The sequence below is a fragment of the Paraburkholderia sp. genome (genome assembly GCF_050742655.1).
Classification (GTDB): Bacteria; Pseudomonadota; Gammaproteobacteria; order Burkholderiales; family Burkholderiaceae; genus Paraburkholderia.
This window is the reverse complement of sequence record NZ_JBOIGG010000004.1, coordinates 103,108-119,763: the sequence shown is the minus strand read 5'-3', so window position 1 is coordinate 119,763 and position 16,656 is coordinate 103,108. Positions and strand designations below refer to the sequence as shown.

General features: G+C 66.5%; 13 protein-coding genes. 8 read left to right on the top strand and 5 right to left on the bottom strand.

The window, feature by feature from the left end:
* The first annotated feature begins 234 nt into the window (after positions 1-234).
* Together ACREXZ_RS07750 and metG are read left to right on the top strand one after the other, a co-directional pair.
* Positions 235-885 carry an OmpA family protein gene (locus ACREXZ_RS07750; RefSeq protein ID WP_431763466.1) on the top strand — a complete coding sequence of 217 codons (651 nt, stop codon included), beginning with the start codon at positions 235-237 and terminating at the stop codon, positions 883-885.
* A gap of 346 nt (positions 886-1,231) precedes the next feature.
* Positions 1,232-3,361, top strand: coding sequence for a methionine--tRNA ligase (metG, locus tag ACREXZ_RS07745; protein WP_431763465.1), 2,130 nt, complete (start codon positions 1,232-1,234; stop codon positions 3,359-3,361).
* 141 nt (positions 3,362-3,502) lie between these two features.
* Here metG and ACREXZ_RS07740 read toward each other — a convergent pair whose 3' ends face one another.
* Together ACREXZ_RS07740 and ACREXZ_RS07735 are read right to left on the bottom strand one after the other, a co-directional pair.
* Entirely contained in the window at positions 3,503-7,732 is a 4,230-nt protein-coding gene (locus tag ACREXZ_RS07740; RefSeq protein ID WP_431763464.1) for a translocation/assembly module TamB domain-containing protein, read from the bottom strand.
* Between the two features lie 37 nt (positions 7,733-7,769).
* Positions 7,770-9,590, bottom strand: coding sequence for an autotransporter assembly complex protein TamA (locus tag ACREXZ_RS07735; protein ID WP_431763463.1), 1,821 nt, complete (start codon positions 9,588-9,590; stop codon positions 7,770-7,772).
* 363 nt (positions 9,591-9,953) lie between these two features.
* On the opposite strand from ACREXZ_RS07735, the gene ACREXZ_RS07730 reads away from it, so the two are divergent.
* The 4 genes from ACREXZ_RS07730 to panD all read left to right on the top strand — a co-directional run bounded on the left by ACREXZ_RS07730 (position 9,954) and on the right by panD (position 12,443).
* Positions 9,954-10,139, top strand: coding sequence for a DUF3460 family protein (locus ACREXZ_RS07730; protein WP_431763462.1), 186 nt, complete (start codon positions 9,954-9,956; stop codon positions 10,137-10,139).
* 2 nt (positions 10,140-10,141) lie between these two features.
* Entirely contained in the window at positions 10,142-11,014 is an 873-nt protein-coding gene (locus ACREXZ_RS07725) for a segregation and condensation protein A (RefSeq protein WP_431763461.1), read from the top strand.
* A gap of 189 nt (positions 11,015-11,203) precedes the next feature.
* Positions 11,204-12,037 (top strand): pantoate--beta-alanine ligase, encoded by an 834-nt coding sequence (panC, locus tag ACREXZ_RS07720; RefSeq protein ID WP_431763460.1) that lies wholly within the window; start codon positions 11,204-11,206, stop codon positions 12,035-12,037.
* A gap of 19 nt (positions 12,038-12,056) precedes the next feature.
* Entirely contained in the window at positions 12,057-12,443 is a 387-nt protein-coding gene (panD, locus tag ACREXZ_RS07715; protein ID WP_431763459.1) for an aspartate 1-decarboxylase, read from the top strand.
* Between the two features lie 68 nt (positions 12,444-12,511).
* Here panD and ACREXZ_RS07710 read toward each other — a convergent pair whose 3' ends face one another.
* Positions 12,512-13,141 carry a ParA family protein gene (locus ACREXZ_RS07710; protein WP_431763458.1) on the bottom strand — a complete coding sequence of 210 codons (630 nt, stop codon included), beginning with the start codon at positions 13,139-13,141 and terminating at the stop codon, positions 12,512-12,514.
* A gap of 174 nt (positions 13,142-13,315) precedes the next feature.
* Here ACREXZ_RS07710 and ACREXZ_RS07705 point away from each other — a divergent pair, with 174 nt between their 5' ends.
* A complete protein-coding gene (locus ACREXZ_RS07705) occupies positions 13,316-13,735 on the top strand; it encodes a PaaI family thioesterase (protein WP_431763457.1) in 420 nt (139 codons plus the stop codon).
* 98 nt (positions 13,736-13,833) lie between these two features.
* Here ACREXZ_RS07705 and ACREXZ_RS07700 read toward each other — a convergent pair whose 3' ends face one another.
* Both ACREXZ_RS07700 and ACREXZ_RS07695 read right to left on the bottom strand, forming a co-directional pair.
* Positions 13,834-14,250: a DoxX family protein gene (locus ACREXZ_RS07700; RefSeq protein ID WP_431763456.1), complete on the bottom strand. Its 417-nt coding sequence runs from the start codon at positions 14,248-14,250 to the stop codon at positions 13,834-13,836.
* A gap of 152 nt (positions 14,251-14,402) precedes the next feature.
* The gene (locus tag ACREXZ_RS07695) at positions 14,403-15,881 is read right to left on the bottom strand and encodes a cobyric acid synthase (RefSeq protein WP_431763680.1); all 1,479 of its coding nucleotides are present in this window, start codon (positions 15,879-15,881) and stop codon (positions 14,403-14,405) included.
* Positions 15,882-16,070: 189 nt separating this feature from the next.
* On the opposite strand from ACREXZ_RS07695, the gene cobU reads away from it, so the two are divergent.
* Positions 16,071-16,655: a bifunctional adenosylcobinamide kinase/adenosylcobinamide-phosphate guanylyltransferase gene (cobU, locus tag ACREXZ_RS07690; RefSeq protein WP_431763455.1), complete on the top strand. Its 585-nt coding sequence runs from the start codon at positions 16,071-16,073 to the stop codon at positions 16,653-16,655.
* Position 16,656: the final 1 nt, after the last annotated feature.

The window sequence follows — 16,656 nt, the reverse complement described above, 5'->3', positions numbered from 1 at the left end:
AAAGTGAAAGAAATTGTTAGCCGGGATTGCGCAAAACGGGCTTGCCAGGCACCCTTCCGCGGCAGCAAGCTTGGAGCCCGTGGGAAGGTTGCCTCGAGGCTCGATGGCTGCCTATGCTTCAGGCTTCATTGTAGTGGCTGACGCCAGCCGCTGCCCGAAGACCCTGTTGCGCTGTCAGTGCGGACGGCCGGACTTTCGTCGTCGGGCCGTACTACCTTAAGAGAGGAAACGAAAATGAATGCAAAAATCATGACTCGCCTGTCGGTGTTCGCCGTTGTCGGCGCACTGCTCGCCGGCTGCGCCACGCAGCAAGGCACCAACACCGCCGTAGGTACCGGCGTCGGCGCGGGTCTGGGCGCCGGCATCGGCGCGCTGATCGGCGGCGGTAAGGGCGCAGCAATCGGTGCGGGCGTCGGCGCAGCGGCCGGCGGCATCACCGGCTACAACTGGCAGGCCATCCACAACAAGCTGTCGGGCGCGACCAAGGGCACCGGCACGCAGATCACCGAGCAGCCGGACGGCTCGCTCAAGCTGAACATCCCGAGTTCGGTCACGTTCGACACGAACAGCTACGCGATCAAGCCGTCGTTCCAGTCGGTCCTCGGCCAGGTTGCGCAGACGCTGAACCAGAATCCGGAAGTCATCGCCCAGGTGGTCGGCCATACCGACAGCACGGGCCAGCCGGCGTACAACCAGACGCTGTCGGTGAACCGCGCGCAGAGCGTCGCGAACTACCTCGCGCAGCAAGGCGTCGCACCGCAACGTCTGTCGGCGGAAGGCCGCGGCCAGACCCAGCCGATCGCCGACAACAGCACGGAAGCCGGCCGCGCGCAAAACCGCCGCGTCGAGATCTTCCTGCGCGCCACCGCGCAGCACGCGCAGTAACGCGACAACCCCTCGGGGAGACACGCTGGAAGCCCGTCGAGATGGGCTTCCAGCGGACAGCGGAACGTATCGCGAGACGCAGCGCAAAATTTTTCGAACTCTCCCGAAAATCCGCTGTCTGTCTTTACGGTACGTGGTTGGCGATGCCGCCGCGTCACCATTCTCCTCTTGTCGTTGTTGCTCCGGGGCCCAACATCGCCCCGGTTTTTTTTGGGCGAAACGTTTTCGTTTCTGCCGCTTCCCTGCGCCTTCCCGCTACTTCCCGCTCCGCCGTACCCGCCCCGCTTTGCGCGGCTGCCCTGCTAGAATCGAAGTTTCGTCTCCCGCCTAGCCCGGAATCTCCCTTATGTCAGCATCAGCCCCCGGCGCCGTCGACGCGCCGTCGAAGCCCCGCCAGATCCTCGTCACGTCCGCGTTGCCTTATGCGAACGGACAGATCCACATCGGCCATCTGGTCGAACATATCCAGACGGATATCTGGGTCCGGGCGCTGCGGATGCATGGGCACGAGGTCTACTACGTCGGCGCCGACGACACGCACGGCACACCGATCATGCTGAGCGCGGAAAAAGAAGGGATCACGCCGAAGCAGCTGATCGACCGTGTGTGGCAGGAACATACCCGCGATTTCGCAAGCTTCGGCGTGCAGTACGACAACTACTACACGACCGATTCGGAAGAGAACCGCGTGCTGTCGGAGTCGATCTACACCGCATTGCAGGCGGCCGGCCTGATCGAGGCGCGCGACGTCGAACAGGCGTACGACCCCGTCAAGGAAATGTTCCTGCCGGATCGTTTCATCAAGGGCGAATGCCCGAAGTGCGGCGCGAAAGATCAATACGGCGACAGTTGCGAAGTGTGCGGCTCGACCTACCAGCCCACCGACCTGATCAACCCGTACTCGGTCGTCTCCGGTGCGACGCCGATCCGCAAGACGTCGACGCACTACTTCTTCCGCCTGTCCGACCCGCGCTGCGAAAACTTTCTGCGCGGCTGGGTCGGCGGTCTCGCGCAGCCCGAAGCAACCAACAAGATGCGCGAATGGCTCGGCGACGCGGGTGACGCGAAGCTCGCCGACTGGGACATCTCGCGCGACGCGCCCTACTTCGGCTTCGAGATCCCCGGTGCCCCCGGCAAATACTTCTACGTGTGGCTCGACGCGCCGGTCGGCTACTACGCAAGCTTCAAGAACCTGTGCGAACAACGCGGCATCGATTTCGACGCGTGGATCCGCAAGGATTCGACCACCGAGCAGTATCACTTCATCGGCAAGGACATCCTGTACTTCCACACGCTGTTCTGGCCGGCGATGCTCGAGTTCTCGGGCCATCGCACGCCGACCAACGTGTTCGCACACGGCTTCCTGACGGTGGACGGCACGAAGATGTCGAAGTCGCGCGGCACGTTCATCACCGCGCAAAGCTATATCGACGCCGGCCTGAACCCCGAGTGGCTGCGCTACTACTTCGCCGCGAAGCTGAACAGCACGATGGAAGACCTCGACCTGAACCTCGGGGACTTCCAGGCGCGCGTGAACAGCGATCTCGTCGGCAAGTACGTGAACATCGCGAGCCGCGCGGCGGGCTTCCTGATCAAGCGCTTCGACGGTCGCGTGCAGGACAGCGCGATGCGCCATCCGCTGCTCGACACGCTGCGCGCCGCAGTACCGCAGATCGCCGTGCATTACGAGGCGCGCGAGTACGGTCGTGCGTTGCGCACGACGATGGAACTCGCCGACGCCGTCAACGCGTACGTCGATACGGCCAAGCCGTGGGATCAGGCGAAAGACCCGGCGAACGGCGTCGCGCTGCATGAAACCTGCAGCGTCAGTATCGAAGCGTTCCGCCTGCTGTCGCTTGCGCTGAAGCCGGTGCTGCCGAAGCTCGCGCAGTCCGTCGAGGCGTTCCTCGGCATCGAGCCGCAGGTATGGAGCGACGCGAACGTGCCGCTGACGTCGCAGCGTCCGATCAATGCGTATCAGCATCTGATGACGCGCGTCGATCCGAAGCAGGTCGACGCGCTGCTCGAGGCGAACCGCGGCTCGTTGCAGGCGACCGAAACGACTACTGCGCCGGCTGCGGCAAGCACGGCTGGCGCGAAGAACAAGCCCGCGAAGAAAGGCGAAGAAGCGCCCGGCACGATCTCGATCGACGACTTCGCGAAGGTCGACCTGCGTATTGCAAAGATCGTCGACTGCCGCGCGGTCGAGGGCTCGGACAAGCTGCTGCAGCTGACGCTCGACGTCGGCGAGGACAAGACCCGCAACGTGTTCTCGGGAATCCAGTCGGCGTACCGGCCGGAAGATCTGATCGGCAAGCTGACCGTGATGGTCGCGAACCTCGCGCCGCGCAAGATGAAGTTTGGGTTGTCCGAAGGGATGGTGCTCGCCGCATCCGCCGCCGACGAGAAAGCCGAACCGGGCCTCTACCTGCTCGAGCCGCACAGCGGCGCGAAGCCGGGGATGCGGGTCAGCTAGATGCTGGTTGGGCGGCGCGCTTTTTGAGGCGCCGCCCCGCGACAACGACTGCCGCACCAACGGTAGCCACGGCAGCAACTTCAACAGCCACACAAACAGTCACCTATAGCGCGTAGCCACAGCGCACCCCGCGCTACCTCCTCACCAGCGCCAGCGATCGAAGCGCCGCGTGTACAGCAGATCCATCCCCTGGAACGTACCGCCGTACGCGGCCACCGACCAGTAACGCGTCAGGTTCACGGTCGCCTTGATCGCGTTCGCCGCCGACTGCAGTCCCTGTTCGTAGCCGAGCACGAGCCATTCGCTGATCGCCTTCGACACCATCACGACCTGCGGGTCGGTCAGCCCCACCTCGCTGCGTCCCACCGAGAATTCGTCGAGCCCGAATGTCTGCGCGATGCGCTTGCCGCTCGCACTGCCGAGCAGCGCGAGCGCGGTCGTCATCGTGCTCTGCTGACCGAGGTTGTTGCCCTGATCGGTGCCGTGTCCGAACAGCAGCCACGACAGCTTTTCGTTGTCGGGCACGTTCGGCTCGGACACGAGCTTCGCATTCGGCGCCTGCACCGTGCCCGTCACCTGCACGCCCGCCTCGACCTGCTGGTTGCGACGCATCGCGAGGATGTTGATGCCCGGATTCGACACCGGGCCATTGAACGTGAAGAAGCCGTTCTCGATGCCGAGCTTGCGACCGAACGCGGTGTACGTCGACCCCTCGGTCACGCGCACGTTGCCGACGGCGCGCAGCGGCTGGTTCGGCGCGCTCATCGCGGTGATCGTGCCGCGCAGCCCGAGGTCCGCGCCCTGGCCGCGGAAGCGGAAGTTGTTGCCAAGATCGAGGTCGACGTTCGCGCGCGGCGCGAAGCGGCCGACCGGCTTGGCGGCGGCAGCGGCGGCGGCGCCCGGGGTATCGACGGGCTGCGGTTCGCCGCGCACGGTGCCGTCCGCGCGCACGATCACGACGTCGTCGCCGAGACGCGGCGCCGACTGCTCGGGCAGGTCGAACAGTGCGTGGTCGACGGTGAACTTGCCGTTGATCGCCATGCCGCCCTGGGGCCCGGCGTTCGCGACGCTCGCGCTGCCCGACAGCGACAGCTGGCGGTCCGGCGCGGCAAACAGTTCGAGCTTGTCGGCGACGATGTTCGCTGCGAGATCCGGCTCGGCGCCGTCGAGACGCACACGGCCGGTCGCGCGCAGCGTGCCGCTCGCGCCGTGGAACTCGACCTGCTGGAAGTCGACGAGATTTTCCGACAGCGCGATGCGCACGACGCCGTCCTTCAACTGGATGCCTTCGTCGACGAGCGTCGCCGACAATCCGTCGCCAACGAGCGAGCCCGACAGGTTCGGCTTCGCGACCGTGCCCCCGAGCGCGAGCTTCAGCGCGAGATGGCCGTCGAGCAGATAGCTCGGCCCGAACAGGCCGCCGGTGGTTTTCAGCGACGGCAGGTTCGCGTCGATGCGGCCGGTCAGCGGCGCTTCGTCGTCGACCGCGAGCGCGCCGTCGCGCAGCGCAAGCGCGGTATGCGCGTCCGCATCGATCACGCCGAGGCGGCTCGCCTGCGCATGTACCGTCGCGTTGACGCGATTGCCGCCGCTGAAGTCGGCGCGCGCCGCGATGTCCGTGATGCCGAGCGACGCGATGCCGCGTCCCACTTCGACCGTCACGTCGCCGCCGCGCCGCTTCATCTGGATGTGGCCGCTTGCGGTGTCGCCGAGCGTGAAGTCCCAGTCGCCGTCGAACACCAGGTCGGTCTTCACCGGCGACGACGCACCCGTGAGCTCCTCGCGCAGTGCAAGCAGCCGCGCGAGCGACACGTCGGTCAATGAGCCGGCCGAACGGATGCGTCCGTGATCGAGCGCGAACGACTTCAGATCGAGCACCGCGCCTTCGAGCGTGAGTCGCGTCGCGCCGAGCGTCACCCGCTCGGCACCCGCGTTCACCGCGAGCGGCTGCTCGAGATTGAGCGCGGGCGTGCCGCGGTTCTGCAGACGCGTGACCGTGCCGTCCCAATGCGTGCCGTCGCGTGCTTCGGTCAGATGGCCGTTGGCGCCGAGCGTCAGATCGATCGCGCGGTCGTGCACCTTGCCGGTTGCCGCGGCCGTCAGCGTATGGTTCGCGCGCGTGCCGTCGAGTCGCGCGGTGAGCGTCGCGAGGTCGATGCCGGCGGTACTCAGGTCGCGCGCATCGGTCGTGAACACGAGCGCGCCGTTCGCGCCGTCGCGCAATTCCGCGTGACCCTGCGCGTGGCCGAGCCGGTTCGAGCCGAACACGACGCTGTCCGCGTTGTAATCGAGCACGACGTTCGGATGATCGAACGAGCCGGTGAGGTCGCCGGTCGCCGCGATCGTGCCGGCGATCCCGAAGCCGAGCCGTTCGAGCTGCGGCGCGTCGACGTGGAAGCGCAGCCGGTCGCCGCGACCGCCGAAGCTGCCCTGCAGATCGACTTCGTTGCCCGCGACTGACAGGTTCGCGCGGCTCGGCAGCAAACGCGCGCCGGCTAGTTGGACGGTGCCGCCGCCGGTCAGCGGCAGACCGTCGTAGACGCTCTCGCCGAGACGGAAATCGGCCTTCGTCGTGAAGCCGGGGGCGAGCACGCCGGCTGCGGCGAATGTGCCGTTCACGCGGGCTTCGATGTGGCGTGGGGCGGGTTTGCCTGGCGTTGGTTTCGCAGGTACCTTCGCTGGCGCCTGCGACGTGAAGACCAGCGGATCGAAATCGGTCAGCGTCCCCTTCAGGTTGTAGGTCGAACTCGCATCGTGCTTGATCGCGCCGGACAGATCGACGCGGCCTTTGCCCGCACTCACGCGCACATCGTTGAAGCTCATCCGTGCCGGGTCGAACGTGACCTTGCCCTGCGCACGCAGCCCGGCCTTCGGATCGACGAGGTCGAGCGTGATGCTCTGCACGTCGTCGTTCAGACGGATGCCGATCGGGCCAGCGAGCTGCGTCGGCCGCACGCTCGATGCGAGCGCGTTCAGATCGAGCCTGGCCACCTTGAGATCGAACTGCCCGTATTTGCCTTTGAGCATGCCGCCGCCGGTTACCGTCGCGTTCTTCACGAGTCGCACGTTCAGGTTCGACAGGCGCTGTGTCGATGCGTCGAGCCGCACGTCGGCGTGTGCGTCGATGAGCGGTAGCAGATGCTGATCGGGCGCGCCGGGCTTTGCGTTGACGATCGATACGGTGCCTGTAACTGCGAAGGCGGCTGGGCGGGAGGCGGGGTTGGCGGGTGGATGGGGTGCTGCGGTGCTTGATGCCGCTGAAGCGCTCGACGCATTTGCCAGATCGACACGCGGCGTGCTCGAAGCGGATGCGACGGATGCAACTGCTGCAGAAGCAGCAGCCGCACTGCCAGCAGTCGCAACTGCGCCCGCCACACCGCTAGCCGCTTTCACCTCAGCGGCCGTACCAGCAACTTCCCCCGCCGGCTGCAACTCCGCCCGCACCGCCAGATCCGCGAGCGGTGCACCCGGCGCAAAAGCCTGCGGATTCACGTGATCGAACGTCAGCGTTGCGCGTTGCAACGGCACCGCGGCGAACGGCGTCGCTTCGACGTGTGCATGCCCGGTCAGCTTCATCCCGCTCGCGTCGAGTTCGGCGGTCAGGGTTTCGAGCGAGCCCGCGACGGTGCCGCGCACTTCGACCGCTTCGTCGTTGACCTTGCCCGCATAGCCGAGGTCGCCCGCGAGTGCAAACGGCCGCACGCCATCGAGCTTCGCGGACGCGGTCACTGCGCCGTACGGCGTGTCGAGCCGCTCGACCGCGGCCTCGTGATGCCGGCCGTCGCTGCGTCCATGGAACATCAGCCGCGCGAATTCGGTCGTCGATGCGCCTGCGTGCAGCAGCAGCCGCTCGACGCGCAGATCGCGAACCTCGAGCTGCATCGGCAGTTGCAGATCCTGCGGCAGCGTCGTCGGCTCCGACGACGACGGCGAGGGCACGGCGCGCACGTCGACGGTACCGATATGCAGATAGTCGATCGAGAACCGCCACGGCGCGTGCGTGAGCGCCCATTTGCCGCTCGCGCTGTCGATCTTGACGTCGGTGCCGTCGCTGCCGCGCCATTCGACATTGCGCAAACGCACGCCACTGGCGAGCGAGCCACCGTCGAGCGTGCCCGACAACTGGCCGCCGAGCAGCTTCACCGCCGCGCGCCACGCGTACGCGGTACCGCGCTCGGTGACGACCGCGCCGTACAGCAACCCGACCGCGAGTGCCGCGAGCAGTACCAGCACGAAGACCATCCACGCGAGCGCCTTCACCGCGCGCCGACCGCCCCTACCTGGTGGCGGCGGTGGCGGCGTGCCGGGGCCCGCGGGCGAGCGATCGTCCGGAGCGGGCTGAGGCGGTTGTGCGGTGGAGTCCGTGGTCATGCGCGATACAGGCCGATAAGTGAGTAATGTTGGGTTGTCAAAAGGCGATGCCGAGCGTCAGGTACGGTCGCACGTCGCGGTTGCGGATGCCGTACGCGAGATCCACGTTGACCGGTCCGACTGGGCTGCGCCAGCGCGCGCCGACACCGACGCCCTGATAGAAGATCTTTTCGCTCCAGGTGTCGGTGGCGGTGCCGATGTCGAAGAACACGGCCGCGCCCCAGTCGCGGTTGAACCAGTGCTGATATTCGGCGCTGCCCGTCATCAGGTATTTGGTCGGCAGCACCGAGCCGTCGACGTTGTTACCGATGCTCTGGAAACTGTAGCCGCGCACCGAGTTCGACCCGCCCGCGCGAAACAGCAGCGACGCCGGCACGCCGGACGAAGGGCCGCTCGTGAACACGCCGCCGACTTCCGCGCGGAACACCATCAGGTCGCGCTTGCCGATCGGCAGATACTGCTGGCCGCGCGCATAGCCGCGGATAAACGTCTGGTCGGTCGCCACACCCTTCACCGCAAAGCCCGCTTCCGCGTGGATCAGGTTGCCGGAGCGCGGAAACAGCGGATCGTCGGTATTGCGGCGCGTCCATGACCACGACGGCACGAGCGCGCGGCTCGTCGTCGGGCTGCCGCTGTTCTGTGTGAGCCGATCCTGGTAGTAGAGGATCGAGTACACATAGTCGATGTTCTGCGACGTGCGCGTGCGCTGCACACCGACGCGCGCGCTGTAGATGTTCGTGTCCGACACGTCGGTGCTGGTGTACGACGCGAGCACGCTGTTGGTCCACGCGCGCGGGCCCGGCGGCATCGATAGCTGGACCTGTCCGTAGCGCTGGATCTTGTCGACGCGCCCTACGACCGAGAACGGATACGCGCGGCCGAACGTATCGAGATACGAATACGAGCCCTGCACGTGCGGCCCGGTATCGGTCGAATAGCCGACGCCGCCGCGCACGCTGTTGTACGGGTACTCGCTGACCTTCAGGTGGATGGGGGTATCGGCGGGCTTCGCCGGGTCGTTGTCGACGTCGATCGCGACGCTCGCGTAGTACGGCGTGTTCTGCAGCTGGCGCTGTAGTTCGTTGATGCGCTGCACGTCGTAGATGTCGCCCACCGACACCGGGTTCACGTTATCGACGATCCACGCCGGATAGCGTCGCGTGCCCGACACGTCGAGCTTGCCCATCGTGAAAGTCGGGCCGCTGTCGTACACGACGGTGAGCCGCGCTTCGTGCGTGCGTGGATCGATGCGCGCCTCCGAGCGCGCGATCTTCGCGCCGAGATAGCGACGCGCCTGCAGCGCCCTCAGCGACGCGCCCTTCGCGTCGTCCCAGCCGGACTGCGAGAAAGGATCGCCATCGTGCAGCGAAAAGGCGAAGCGGGTCGCGTTTTCCTGGCCGGGGTCTTCGGTCAGCACGGGGCCGCGAAAGCTGAGCTCGATCGACGAGATCGTCGTCTGCGGACCGGGATCGACGCTGACGAGCACGCGTTTCGCGCCGTCGACGGTGCGCACGTCGGTTCGCACCACCGGTGAGAAGTAGCCTTCGGTTGCGGCGAGATCGCGCACCTGCTGCGGCGTCGCGGTGACGAGGAAGCCGAACTGGTCGTCGCTGATGTCGCTGCGCTTCGCAAAACGCGCGACATCGAGATGCGTTTCGAGCAGCTTGCGCAGCGAGCGCGGTGACGTCTCGATATCGACCCGGTAGGATGCCTTCGCCTTCGCTGCCCAGGCGCCGTTCGCGGCGATGCATGCGACCAGCGCAAGCGCACAGCCGGCCAGCCCCACGCGCAGTGCGCGGCAAACGCGGCCCGCAATGCGGCGGCGCGCGCGCGACGGTTCGATCAGACACCCCGCCAAACAGGACCTCCCGCCCAGATTATGATGATTGGGTTTGCCGCCGGCCCGCCGTCGCGGACCGAAGCTCGCTATTTGACCACATCGGCAAGTCATAACGGCCGACCGCGCCGCCCACCCGACGCCGCCTGGCCACTTCTCCGTCGCAGGCTGCCCGCCTTGGACGCGCCGCCCCGACCTATGTTCCGCAAACGGTACAAGCCGAAGCCGCATGCGGCGACGAGGCATGCGGCTCCCGCAAATTCGCCCTGGCGTCGCGCCCCGTCGCCCCACGCGTTTCGCATGCTGTAAAATTAAGTCCGACCGCGTGGACCCGCGAGCGGAACTCCGCCCCGCCCCCGCCTCTTCTTTCACGGACCTCGAGCCATGTACCAGTCGGACATCACCCAGTTCATCAACCAGCTGAAAGACCAGAAGCCCACGCTCGAGGCCGAACAGCGCCGCGGCCGCTCGCTGCTGTGGGACAAGCAGCCGGTCGATCTCGACGAACGCGAACGCCAGCAGGCATCGCGCGTCGAGCAGACGCCCTACGTCTACTACCAGAACTTCTGAACGTGACGACCGCCGACGAGTCCCGTCCGGCAACGGCCGGGGCCGACGCCGTGCTCGCCGCGCCCGCGACCGATTCGACGCCGGATACAGTCGACGGCATCGCGTTCGCCCGCCTGTACGGCGAGCCGCTCTTCAAGCTCCCGCAGGATCTGTACATTCCGCCGGACGCGCTCGAGGTCTTTCTCGAGACGTTCGAAGGTCCGCTCGACCTGTTGCTGTACCTGATCCGCAAGCAGAACTTCAACGTGCTCGACATCCCGATGGCGGACGTCACCGTGCAGTATCTCGGCTACGTCGAGCAACTGCGCGAGTCGAATCTCGAGCTCGCGTCCGAGTATCTGCTGATGGCCGCGATGCTGATCGAGATCAAGTCGCGGATGCTGCTGCCGGTGAGGAAAGCCGATACCGGCGACGAAGCCGAGGATCCGCGCGCCGAACTCGTCCGGCGCCTGCTCGAATACGAGCAGATGAAGCTCGCCGCACAGCGCCTCGACCAGTTGCCGCAACTCGGCCGCGACTTCCTGCGCGCCGAGGTGTACATCGAGCAGAGCATGACGCCGCGCTTCCCCGACGTGAACAGCGACGATCTGCGCACGGCATGGGCGGACGTGATCAAGCGCGCGAAGCTGGTCCAGCATCACAAGATCTCGCGCGAGGAACTGTCGGTGCGCGAACACATGAGCACGATCCTGCGCAAGCTGCAGAACGCGCGCTTCATGGAGTTTTCCGACCTGTTCGATACGATGCGCGGCGTGCCGGTCGTCGTCGTGAACTTCATCGCGATGCTCGAGCTGTCGCGCGAATCGCTGATCGAGATCACCCAGGCCGAGCCGTTCGCGCCGATCTACGTGCGTCTCGCGTACCTGCCCGCGTAGCAGTGAAACGCAGCGCGGCCGCGAAAGTGCGCCGGCCGCGCAAATCCACTACAATCCCGCGCTCCGAACCCTGTCTGTCCATAGAGGCCCGGAAGTCGGAGAACACACGCCGCGAACCGCTGCCATCGTTCGCGATTCAAGAACCGGAGACCCGCACCCCCGCCCCGCGCGAGGAGTTCAACGCCGATCATGAAAGTCATCAGCTCGATCCACGAATTGCGCGACCAGTTGCGCGGCCAGAATCGCACCGCGTTCGTCCCGACGATGGGCAATCTGCACGACGGACATCTATCGCTGATGCGCCTCGCGCGCCAGCACGGCGATCCGGTCGTGGCAAGCATCTTCGTCAACCGGCTGCAGTTCGGGCCGAACGAAGATTTCGACAAGTACCCGCGCACGCTCCAGGAAGATATCGAGAAGCTGCAGAAGGAAAACGTCTACGTGCTGTTCGCGCCGACCGAACGCGACCTGTACCCGGAGCCGCAGCAGTACCGCGTGCATCCGCCGCAGGACCTCGGCGATATTCTCGAAGGCGAGTTCCGGCCGGGCTTCTTCCAGGGCGTGTGCACGGTCGTGATGAAGCTGATGTCGTGCGTGCAACCGCGCGTTGCCGTGTTCGGCAAGAAGGATTACCAGCAGTTGATGATCGTCCGGCAGATGTGCAACCAGTTCGCGCTGCCGACCGACATCATCGCGGCCGAAACCATACGCGACACCGACGGCCTCGCGCTCAGTTCGCGCAACCGCTTTCTGCAGCCGGCCGAGCGCACGGAAGCGCCGCAACTGGCGGCCGCACTGAACGGCGTGCGCGCGGCGGTGCTCGGCGGCAACCGCGCGTTCGCACAGATCGAACAGGATGCGATGGCGGCGCTCGCCGCGCGCGGCTGGAAGCCCGACTACATCGCGATCCGCAAGCGCGTCGATCTGCTGCCGCCGACCGCGCAAGACGTCGATGCGCCGCTCGTCGTGCTCGCCGCCGCGAAGCTCGGCGCGACGCGGCTGATCGACAACCTCGAAATCTGATCGCAGAGAGTCACGACCCATGCAACGCCACATGCTCAAATCGAAGATCCACCGCGCGACGGTCACGCACAGCGAACTGCACTACGAAGGCTCGTGCGCGATCGACGAAGATTTGCTGGAAGCGGCGAACCTCGTCGAGAACGAGCGGATCGACATCTGGAACATCAACAACGGCGAGCGCTTTTCAACCTACGCGATCAAGGGCGAGCGCGGCAGCGGGATGATCTCGCTGAACGGGTCGGCGGCGCGGCGTGCGCAGCTTGGCGACCTCGTCATCATCGCGGCGTTCGCGACGGTCGACGAGGCCGAGTTGAAGGCGGGATGGAAACCGGACCTGGTGTTCGTCGACGAACGCAACCGCATCAAGGGCAGCCGCGATCACGTGCCGACGCAGGCGTGGAGCTGAACGGGCGTCCCGCTTTCGCAGAAGGGCGGCTGCAAGGCCAAGGCCCTCGCCCAGCCAGCGTTATCCCTTCATCCCTTCTTGCCGGTCCATTCGACGATCGGCTGCCACTGTTCCAGATCCTTCTCCACGCGGCTTTTCGCGACGTCCCATAGCGTCAGGCCGTGCGCGGCAAGCTGCACGTAGTTCTGCGTATCGCGCAGGAAGCCGAGCACCGGCAGCTTCAGCCCCTCGACGAAGCGATGCAGCTGGTCAGCCGAACGCGTGCGCGCGTCCACCCGCATGCCCACGACGCCGATCTCGATGCGGCCCTTGCGGACCGCTTTTTCCTTCGCGAGATGTTCGAGAAATTCCTGCGTCGCGAGGATATCGAACATCGACGGCTGCAGCGGCACGATCACCTTGTCCGCGAGATCGAGCGCGACGCCGAGTCGGTTGCCGTGTATTCCGGCCGGCGTATCGACCACCGCGTGCTCTAGCCCGCGCGGCGGTTTGGCGGGCGCCTCGGGGTCGACTTCCCAGGTTTCGATCGGCGGCAGTGTCGCCGGGCGCAAGTCGAGCCACGCGTGCGCGGAGTGCTGCTTGTCCAGGTCAGCGAGCGCGACCCACTCGCCCGCGGCGGCAAAATAGCCCGCCAGATTGGTCGACAGCGTGCTCTTGCCCACGCCGCCCTTCGGATTCGCCACCACGATGACCGTCATGAATTCCCCCGGGAAGATGGCTGGCACGGCCAGCCGGTTTGCCGTTTTGCCGCGGTCGACTTGCCGGTTTGCTGCCGTCGAGTCGATCCAGCCGTTGATAATATCGGCAAAACCGGCGGCGTCGAAGCCTCGATGCCGCTCCGACACGCATTTCTTTCCTCGAGGACCCCACCCATGAGCAAGCTCCGCCCCGACGCATCGATCGAACGCCTGGCCGAACGCCAGCGCGGCACACTCCCGGATCTACTGGGTTTTCGGGCTCTTTCGCTCGAAGAGGGGTCGTTGACCGCGGAGCTGACCGTGCGCAGCGAACTGCTCGCACCGAACGGCTTCCTGCACGCGGCGACGGTCGTCGCGCTCGCCGACACGGCCTGCGGCTATGCGTGCATCGCCCATCTGCCCGACACCGCACGCGGCTTCACGACCATCGAGCTGAAGACCAACTTCCTCGGCACCGCGCTCGAAGGCACGATCCGTGTCGTCGCGACCGGCATCCACCTGGGCCGCAGCACCCAGGTCTGGGACGCGGTCGTCACCGACCCGAACGGCAAGACGATGGCGCTGTTCCGCTGCACGCAGATCGTGTTGTATTGATCGCTGACCGGGCGGGACGCAGGATGAACGAAGGGCCGCCGGCACCGCTTTTCGCGGCGCTGGCGGCCCTTGTGTCGTGGGCTACAGCCCTTGCGTGGTCAGGCCGTCGCCGGTCGCATGGCCTTCGCCCCGCCCAGCGCCAGCAGCCCGCCGCCGAGCAGCGCCTGAACGACCAGGGTCACCGCCCAGAACGCCGGATATTCCCAGCCGCCGTTCGGCGAAGCGAAGCCCCAGCCATTGTGCAGGTGCGTCGACATCGCGCCGAGCATGAACGGCAGCAGCACGAGCGCGACCCAGCGGACCTGGATGCCCGCCAGCAGCGCGATCCCGCCGGCCAGCTCGACGAACGCCGTCAGATAGCCGAGCCAGCCCGGCAGACCCAGCGACACGAAAAACTGCGCGGTGCCCGGCAGCGTGAAGACGAAAATCTTCTGCAGGCTGTGCGCGAGATACAGCACGCCCAAGGCGACGCGCAGCAGCAGTGCGGCGGCATCGGCGGTACGGTTCGAGTTCATGGCAACCCCTTTCGATCGGTTGAAGGGACGGCGATGTGCCGTCGATGGGTCGGACTATATTCGAACCCGTACGGCCGAAAAACGGGCGGTCGCGCTTAGATTATTTCCTTTTGGGAGGTAATTAGTCGTCGCAGCGCGGCGGGGGGGGTTGGTCAAGCATCCGCGCTCATCGCCGCGAACAGCCGACGCAGGTCCAGATGCTCACCGAGTGTCGCGGCGAGCCGGTCGAGCGACGCTTCGCGCTGCGCCGGGTAATCGACCGCCGCGCCCGCGGCAACCGCATCGAGCCCTGCCCATTCGAGCAGCGCCGCGCACGCCGACGGCGTATCGAACAGCCCGTGTACGTAGGTCGCGAGGATCTGGCCATCGGCGGACAGCGCGCCGTCCGGGCGCGGGCCGTCCGCCGTTTCGAGCCGCAACGCCGGTTCGGCGAGCGCCGGGCCGTCGGTCTCACCCATGTGGATCTCGTAGCCGCGCATCGCCGCCGCACCTGGCAGCGTCAGCGCGCCCGTGACGTTTTCGAGCGTCTTCTCGCGCGTCAGCGTGGTCGCGAAGTCGAGCCAGCCAAGTCCCGCGACGGTGCCCGGCGTGCCCTCGACGCCATGCGGATCGGCTACCGTCCGCCCGAGCATCTGCATCCCGCCGCAGATGCCGATCACCTTGCCGCCGTACCGCAGATGCCGCTGCAGCACCGCGTCCCAGCCCTGCGCGCGCAGGAACGCGAGATCGCCCTGCACGTTCTTCGAACCAGGCAGCACGATCAGATCGGCGGGCGGCGGCGGCGTGCCGCTGCGGACGTAATGGAAATCGACCTGTGGATGCGCGCGCAGCGCATCGAAATCGGTGTGATTGCTGATGTGCGGCAGCACCGGCACCACCACGCGCAGCACCTGTGACGCGTCACCCGCATTGCCCGCGTGCAGCTCGCGCGGCAGCATGTCCTCGGCATCGAGCGTAAGGCCATGCAGATACGGCAGCACGCCGAACACCGGCTTGCCGGTCTGCGCCTCCAGCCAGTCGAGCCCCGGCTTCAGCAGCGCGATGTCGCCGCGAAAGCGGTTGATCACGAAGCCTTTCACACGCGCCTGCTCGCTTGCCGACAGGCACGCGAGCGTCCCCGTCAGATGCGCGAACACGCCGCCCCGGTCGATATCGGCGACGAGCACGACCGGGCAGTCGACCGCTTCGGCAAAACCCATGTTCGCGATGTCGCGATCGCGCAGATTGATCTCGGCGGGACTGCCCGCGCCCTCGACGAAGATCGTGTCGAAGCGCGCCTGCAGACGCCGGTACGACTCGAGCACCGCGTCGAACGCGACCGGCTTGTAGTCGTGATACGCGCGCGCATCGAGATTCATCCGCGCCTTGCCTTGCACGATTACCTGTGCACCGCGGTCGCTGGTCGGCTTCAGCAGCACCGGGTTCAGGTCGGTGTGCGCGTCGATGCCCGCGGCGATCGCCTGCAGTGCCTGCGCGCGACCGATCTCGCCGCCGTCGACAGTCACCGCGCTGTTGAGCGCCATGTTCTGCGGCTTGAACGGCGCGACCCGCGCGCCCGCCTGACGCGCAAGCCGGCACAGCCCAGCGACCAGCGTGCTCTTGCCCGCATCGGACGTTGTGCCCTGGATCATCAGCGTGCCGTGGGGGATGGTGAGGTCGGCGGGAAGCGAGGGGGATGGTGAGGTCACGGAGAAGAAATCGCGATCAGGGAGAGAGCCCGCATTATCCCATCGCGCCGTGCGCCGCGAACGCCCGCGCAAACGCACAGCGAAGCGGATGAGAAGCCGCATGCGCCTCGAGCAAGCCGCTACAATCACGCGATGATTTCACGCGACCTCACCTTCGTACTCGGCGGCGCCCGCTCGGGCAAGAGCGCGCACGCCGAACAGCTTGCGACCGACAGCGCGCGCTCCGTCACGTACATCGCCACCGCCCGCATTGCCGCGGACGACGACGAATTCGCCGCGCGCATCGCCCATCATCGCGCGCGCCGTCCCGCGCACTGGCGCATCGTCGAAGCGCCGGTCGATCTCGCCGGCGCGATTGCCAACGCCGAGGCTGATGAGCCGCACGGCTGCGTGCTCGTCGACTGTCTGACATTGTGGCTCGCGAATCTGCTGTGCCCACCCGACGGCGGCCCCGCGCTCGCCGACAGCGCCGCGCGTTTCGATGCACTCGACGCTGCGCTCACAAACGTCCGGGGCAAAGTGATCGTGGTCAGCAACGAGATCGGCCTCGGCGTCGTGCCGCTCGGTGCGGCGACGCGCGCGTACGTCGACGAACTCGGTCGCTTGAACCAGCGCGTCGCAGCTTTAAGCCGCGACGTGACGATGATGGTCGCCGGTCTGCCGCTCGCGTTGAAGCGCGCCGACCGCAGCGATCGCAGCGACCACGCCGACTTATGAC